Source organism: Anaerolineae bacterium (assembly GCA_014360855.1).
Classification (GTDB): domain Bacteria; phylum Chloroflexota; class Anaerolineae; order JACIWP01; family JACIWP01; genus JACIWP01.
Genome location: JACIWP010000237.1, coordinates 1 through 4,602 on the forward strand (window position 1 = coordinate 1; position 4,602 = coordinate 4,602).

The window sequence follows — 4,602 nt, forward strand, 5'->3', positions numbered from 1 at the left end:
GGTCTTCCAGCCCCAGCTCGGCCAACATCTGGAAATACTCTTGGTCGTTCAGGCAAATGAAATGATAATATCGCTCCAGGTAGCCGTCGTCCAGGGGGAAACTGCTGGCCAGGCCGCCCAGCACATGTTCTTTCTCATAGAGGGTCACCGCGATGCCCTGGCGCGCCAGTTCATAGGCCGCCGTCAGGCCGGCGATGCCCCCACCGATGATCGCCACCCGATATCCCGAATTGGTCCCCATCGTCACTCCATCACCCCGACGGCGGTGGTCTCCGCGGCCGGCTCCTGCCAGGTCTCATCCCGCCACTGCCGCCCGTAGAGCGGATGGGCGAGGATCTCATCGCGCAGGCGGCGCCCCCTGCCCAGGTAGTACCAGAACCAGTACCAGACCTTGGCGCCGGCGCAGTAGACGTTGAACAACGGCGTGTCGAACATCAGCGGCCGCAGGAAGGAGCGGCGCAGTGTCAGCTCCACCAGTGATACCAGGTTGTGCCGGGCCGGCACAAAGTGATAGTTCAGGCCGCGGTAATCCTCGCCGGCCATCTCGATCTGCTCCAGGTCCGCCACCCCCAGGCCGTGCTCGGCGCACATCTGGATATGCGGGATGCGGCGCGAGTCAAAGCCCATCAGCTCGGCCTGCACCGCTTCCAGCGCCACAAAGTCGCCGGAGGCCAGCACGCGCCCGATGACCCGCGGCCGGCCCGACTTCGGCGCGTCCCCATCCATGCCCACCGTTGCATCCAGCACGGCAAAATGGGGGCGGAAGACGCGGTTGATATCCACCAGCGCCTCGTTCAGGATGAGATGATAATTATGCCGGCCCTTGTCCAGACAGCCCCATTGATTCTTGATGGGTCCGGTCAATACCGTCTTATCATGGGTTTTCATCACCGGCACCGTGATCAGCTCTCGCCCCAATAAGATCTCCGGCACATCCACATGCCGCAGGACCAGGCCGTCCTCCAGCGTTACCCGCCGGTAGCGCCCCTTCGACATGTTCACGAAAGGCACATTGTACTTCTTGCAGACCTGCTCCACAAATGAGATGCGGTAGGCCTTCTCAATATCCACCAGCACCTGGTCCGATTCGACCACGGCAATGCTGTGCACGTGATCGCGGATGGTCTGGATGATACCCTCGATGACCCAGGGAGAGGTCACCGACCCGGGCATGAACATATCCCAGCCCAGGTTGGGTTTGATGACCACATCCGCGCCGGCGGAGATATAGCGGCGCCAATCGGCCAATTCCATGGCCTCCCGCACCGCCGCCGGCACGCTCTCCTCCACCCGCACATTGCTGACACGTACCTTCGTCATTGTCCACCCCTATTGTGCTCGATGCAAGATATACAGCCGCCCAATGGAACCGCGCAGCGGCGACCAGTAACGCTCCTCCCCCACCACCTGATACCCCGGCAGGGGCGAGAAAGAAACCACATACTGCCGCGTGATAAAAGGGAACAGCTCCATGTAGGCCGGCGCTCCCTCTGGATGCGCCTGCTCTCCCTGTCCCAACCGGTCGGCGAAGTGCCACCCATTCCAGGCGAAACCGCCGTCGATCTGTTCCAGCGGGATGCCCTGGCCGGCCAGGCGTTCGGCGGCCCGCCAGGCGGCCCCGTTCCACCCGATGAACTCCGCCGTCAGCGCCAGGGAGAAGGCGAGATATAGGGCCAGCAGTCCGCCGGCCAGCGGCCAGGCCGGCCGCGCTCCCTCCCGCTGTACGGCCCGCAGGAAGAGCGCCGCTGTCGGCACCAGCACCACCAGCAGATAGCGCTCGTATATCTCGCCGCGGAAAAGCACCACCGGCGCCAGGTTAGCAATCACCGCCAGCCACAGCAGGCCCGCCGGCCAGCCCTCTTCGGAAGTCCGCCGGCGCAAGGCCGGCCACAGCAGTAGTCCAACACCGACACAGCTCAGTGCGGTGATGGCGGCCCAGAAGCGGTAGGGGAAGAGCATGTCCCGTTGGCCGGCCAGCCATTCCCCTGGACTGCCGGTGCCGAAGGGCGTCCAGACCGCCGGATAATAGGGCATCATGCGCCAGATGCCGATATAGGGCAGGCGGAAGGGATGGAAGAACTGCCAGACAGCGCCGGTGCCGGCCAGGATGGTCAGCAGGGCCGGCTTCCAGGCCTCCTTCCATCTCTTACCGCGAAACAGCATCCCGACGCCGGCGGCCGCGGTAACAGGGAGCAGGAACAGTCCCATATACAGCAGTAGCCGGAACAGCTTGCCGGCCAATTCCCCGACAGTCAGCTCCCGGTCCACCCACATCAGGATGTCGGCGCGCGCCGGCATCACGCCCAGGCGCGGCAGGAGCATCAGCACCAGCAGGGCCAGCGCCGGCAGAAGGATGCCGGCCAGCCCCTCGCGCCAGGGGAAGGGATGCCGGCGGCGGGCCCACTCCCACAGCAGATAGGCCCCCAGCGCGGCCGGCAGGACGATGCCGTTCTGCCGTACCAGCACTGCCAGCGCCGCAAACATTGCCCCCAGCACGTACCAGCTCAGGCCGCCGCGCCGCACGCCGCGCAGGTACATCCACAGCGCCAGCGTCATCCAGGCCAGGAACGGCACATCGGTCATGTACGAGTATGAGAGCAGGACGAAGGCCGGGTTGGCCAGCAGGACGCCGGCCCCCAGCAGGCTCAGCCCCCGATCCAGCCCCAGCTCGCGCAGGAGGGCATAGCTGGTCAGCACTGCCGCCAGGGACAGCAGGAATGTGGAGGCGTTCAGCGTGCCGAAGGAAAAGCCGGCCAGCCAGGATGCCAGCAGACCCCAGCCCAGATGCGCGAGCTGACTCATGGCGCCCCAATCCACGATGACCAGCCGGCCGGTCTCCAGCAGGTGCCGCACGCTCCAGGCAAAGGCCCAGGAATCGATGACCGGCCAGTTGTACGCCGGCGAAAGGAGCAGTGCCATCGCGCCGTAGGCGAGCAGAATCGCCAGCGCCGGCCACTCACGTGTCAATGGGCCGGCCTTCGCCCTGGTCATTTCCTGTGAACTCGTCAGACGCGCCGTCCTCATATCAGCTCCTGATGATTAGGCCGCAGAGCATGCTGGCGGGTGCGCTGCCTCAGCCACACGATGAAGATGGAGAAGAGCATTTTGAAGACGTAATAGATGCTCTTCCAGGTGGTGTGCATGGACTGGCCGCTCAGGCGCTCCCGCATGGTCACCGGCACCTCTTGGATGCGGAAGCCGGCGAAATGCACCGTGATAATGGTATCGGCGTCCGGGAAATCGGACGGATAATTGTCCTCGGCGAAGAACTGCATCACCTCGCGCGTCATGGCCTGGAAGCCGGAGGTCGGGTCGGTGATGCGCTGGCCGGTCAGGCGGGAAGCCAGCCGGCGGAACAGCGCCATCCCCAGACGCTTGGCCCAGGAGGGGTGATATTCCAGCCGGCCCAGGAAGCGGGAGCCCAGCGCCAGGTCCGCCTCCCCCCGCCGCACCACCTCCAGCAGGGCCGGGATGTCGCCGGCGTTATGCTGGCCATCGGCGTCCATGATGACGCCGTAATCGTAGCCGTGCGCAACCGCATAGCGGAAACCGGTCTGCACCGCCCCGCCGTAGCCCAGGTTGCAGGGCAGGTTGAGCACGACGGCGCCGGCCTCGGCGGCCACCCGGGCGGTCTCATCCTGTGAATGGTCGTTCACCACCACGATGTCCGCCGCCGGCATCTGCCGGCGGACCTCGGCCAGCACCGCGCCGATGTTGCGCGCCTCGTTATAGGCCGGCATGATGATCACGACGCGCTCTTCCGCCATACTGCCCTCATCTCGACAGTTCGAACAACGTGATTTCCCCGATGCCGGCGGCGCGGAAGCTCCGTACGCGCCGGCCGCGCTCCATCAGCGCCTGATACAGCAGTCTGTCCGGGTCACCGTAATGCCCCACATCCTCCACCAGCCAGACACGGCGCTCCACACTGCCCAGCTCCTCGACGCACCGTTGTACTTCCTCCGGCGTCGCCGGCAGGGGCGCCAGGTCATACACCGCCAGCCGGCCGCCGGCATAATAGCGCAGGGGCTTGGCGTTCCAGAAGGGTTCCGGCACCACCAGGTCGCCGGCCTGTGCTTCCGCGATCAGCGTCGCCGTCAACTGCCGCCAGTCGGGCTTCTGCGGAAGCTCCGTCATCACCGCGGTGCCGGCCAGGTTGGAGGCCAGCAGTGCGCCGGCCAGGAGCAGGCCGGCGGCCTTATGCCGCGATATCACCACTTCCACACCCCAGGCCGCCAGCAGGCAGAAGGGCGGCAGGAACGGGAGCGCATAGCGCAGGGAGTACAGCGGCTTGACCTGCGAGGCCAGCCAGGCGGTTGCCAGCGGCAGGGCGAACCACAGCGCGCACAGCACTGCGCCGTCGAGAACCTCGGGCGCTTCGGCCGGCCGCGGACGGGCCAGCCGCCAGCCGGCCAGCGCCAATGCCAGCGCATAGAGCAGGTAGGCGGCACGCCGCACCAGCGCCGGCACCTCCGCCCGCGCCGGCCCAATGGTGAAGCCGATAAACGTATCCGCCATCACCGCCAGGTCCGGCCGGCCCACGGCATGGCTGACCCAGGCTCCGCCGCCCCCCTGCACCTGCTGAACCACTACTGGCAGCCA

The 4,602-nt window shown here is 66.1% G+C and carries 5 protein-coding genes; all 5 read right to left on the bottom strand.

Features of this window, described 5'->3' with window-relative positions; all coding sequences use genetic code 11:
• Window positions 1-241, bottom strand: a 241-nt coding sequence (locus H5T60_11770; protein ID MBC7243108.1) for an FAD-dependent oxidoreductase, incomplete at its 3' end; no start/stop codon positions are given.
• 2 nt (window positions 242-243) lie between these two features.
• On the bottom strand, window positions 244-1,320 hold the full coding sequence (locus H5T60_11775; GenBank protein ID MBC7243109.1) for a DUF362 domain-containing protein: 1,077 nt from the start codon (window positions 1,318-1,320) through the stop codon (window positions 244-246).
• A 9-nt stretch (window positions 1,321-1,329) separates the two neighbouring features.
• The gene (locus H5T60_11780; GenBank protein MBC7243110.1) at window positions 1,330-2,991 is read right to left on the bottom strand and encodes a glycosyltransferase family 39 protein; all 1,662 of its coding nucleotides are present in this window, start codon (window positions 2,989-2,991) and stop codon (window positions 1,330-1,332) included.
• A 29-nt stretch (window positions 2,992-3,020) separates the two neighbouring features.
• Complete coding sequence (locus H5T60_11785) at window positions 3,021-3,767, bottom strand: glycosyltransferase family 2 protein (GenBank protein MBC7243111.1); 747 nt, start codon at window positions 3,765-3,767, stop codon at window positions 3,021-3,023.
• Window positions 3,768-3,774: 7 nt separating this feature from the next.
• Window positions 3,775-4,602 (bottom strand): hypothetical protein (locus H5T60_11790; protein ID MBC7243112.1); only part of this gene is annotated, 828 nt, incomplete at its 5' end.

Excerpts from the sequence above, each read along its gene's own strand:
- H5T60_11775 (MBC7243109.1), bottom strand. The coding sequence starts at position 1,320 with ATGACGAAGGTACGTGTCAGCAATGTGCGGGTGGAGGAGAGCGTGCCG.
- H5T60_11785 (MBC7243111.1), bottom strand. The coding sequence starts at position 3,767 with ATGGCGGAAGAGCGCGTCGTGATCATCATGCCGGCCTATAACGAGGCG.
- H5T60_11780 (MBC7243110.1), bottom strand. The coding sequence starts at position 2,991 with ATGACCAGGGCGAAGGCCGGCCCATTGACACGTGAGTGGCCGGCGCTG.